The following is a 650-nucleotide window of genomic DNA, read 5'->3' as shown; positions in this document are numbered from 1 at the left end:
CGTTGCAGCAGCGACGGCGTCTCCACCGTGCCGGGGCAGATGGCGTTGCAGCGGATGCCCTGCGCCACGAAGTCCGCCGCCACCGACTTGGTCAGGCCGATCACCGCCGCCTTGGTGGCGCAATAGGCGAAGCGATTGGGGATGCCTTTGACCGACGAGGCGATCGACGACATGTTGATGATCGAGCCGCCCCCGCGTGCGATCATGTTGGGCAGGATGGCGCGGATCAGGCGGTATTGCGCCGTGACGTTCAGGCTGTTGGAAAAGGCCCAGTCCTGTTCGTCGCAATCGAGAATGGTCCCGGCGTGCACGAAGCCGGCGCAGTTATAGAGGATGTCGAAATTCGGGAACTCAGCGGCGATGGCCTTGACGGCTTCGGCGTCGGTGACGTCGAGCTTGCGAGCGATGACATTCTCCAGCGCCGCCAGTTCCGTCAGGCTGGCGTCGTTGATGTCGGCGGCGATGACGGTGGCCCCTTCGCGCACATAGGCTTCGACGGTGGCGCGGCCAATGCCTTGCCCGGCGGCGGTGATCAGGGCGGTTTTTCCGGAAAGTCGTGACATGGTGCGGTCTCTTGAAATCATTCCCCTCCCCCGTTTTATGGGGAGAGGGTTGGGGTGAGGGGCAAAGACTCTGACGGTGACGGTCTG

General features: G+C 63.5%; 1 protein-coding gene. It reads right to left on the bottom strand.

The features are described from left to right. A partial coding sequence (locus PQU94_RS18010) for an SDR family NAD(P)-dependent oxidoreductase (RefSeq protein WP_272742811.1) occupies positions 1-563 on the bottom strand: 563 nt, incomplete at its 3' end. Positions 564-650: the final 87 nt, after the last annotated feature.

The organism is Asticcacaulis currens (genome assembly GCF_028550395.1).
Lineage (GTDB): Bacteria > Pseudomonadota > Alphaproteobacteria > Caulobacterales > Caulobacteraceae > Asticcacaulis > Asticcacaulis currens.
This window is presented reverse-complemented; position numbering and strand designations above follow the sequence as displayed.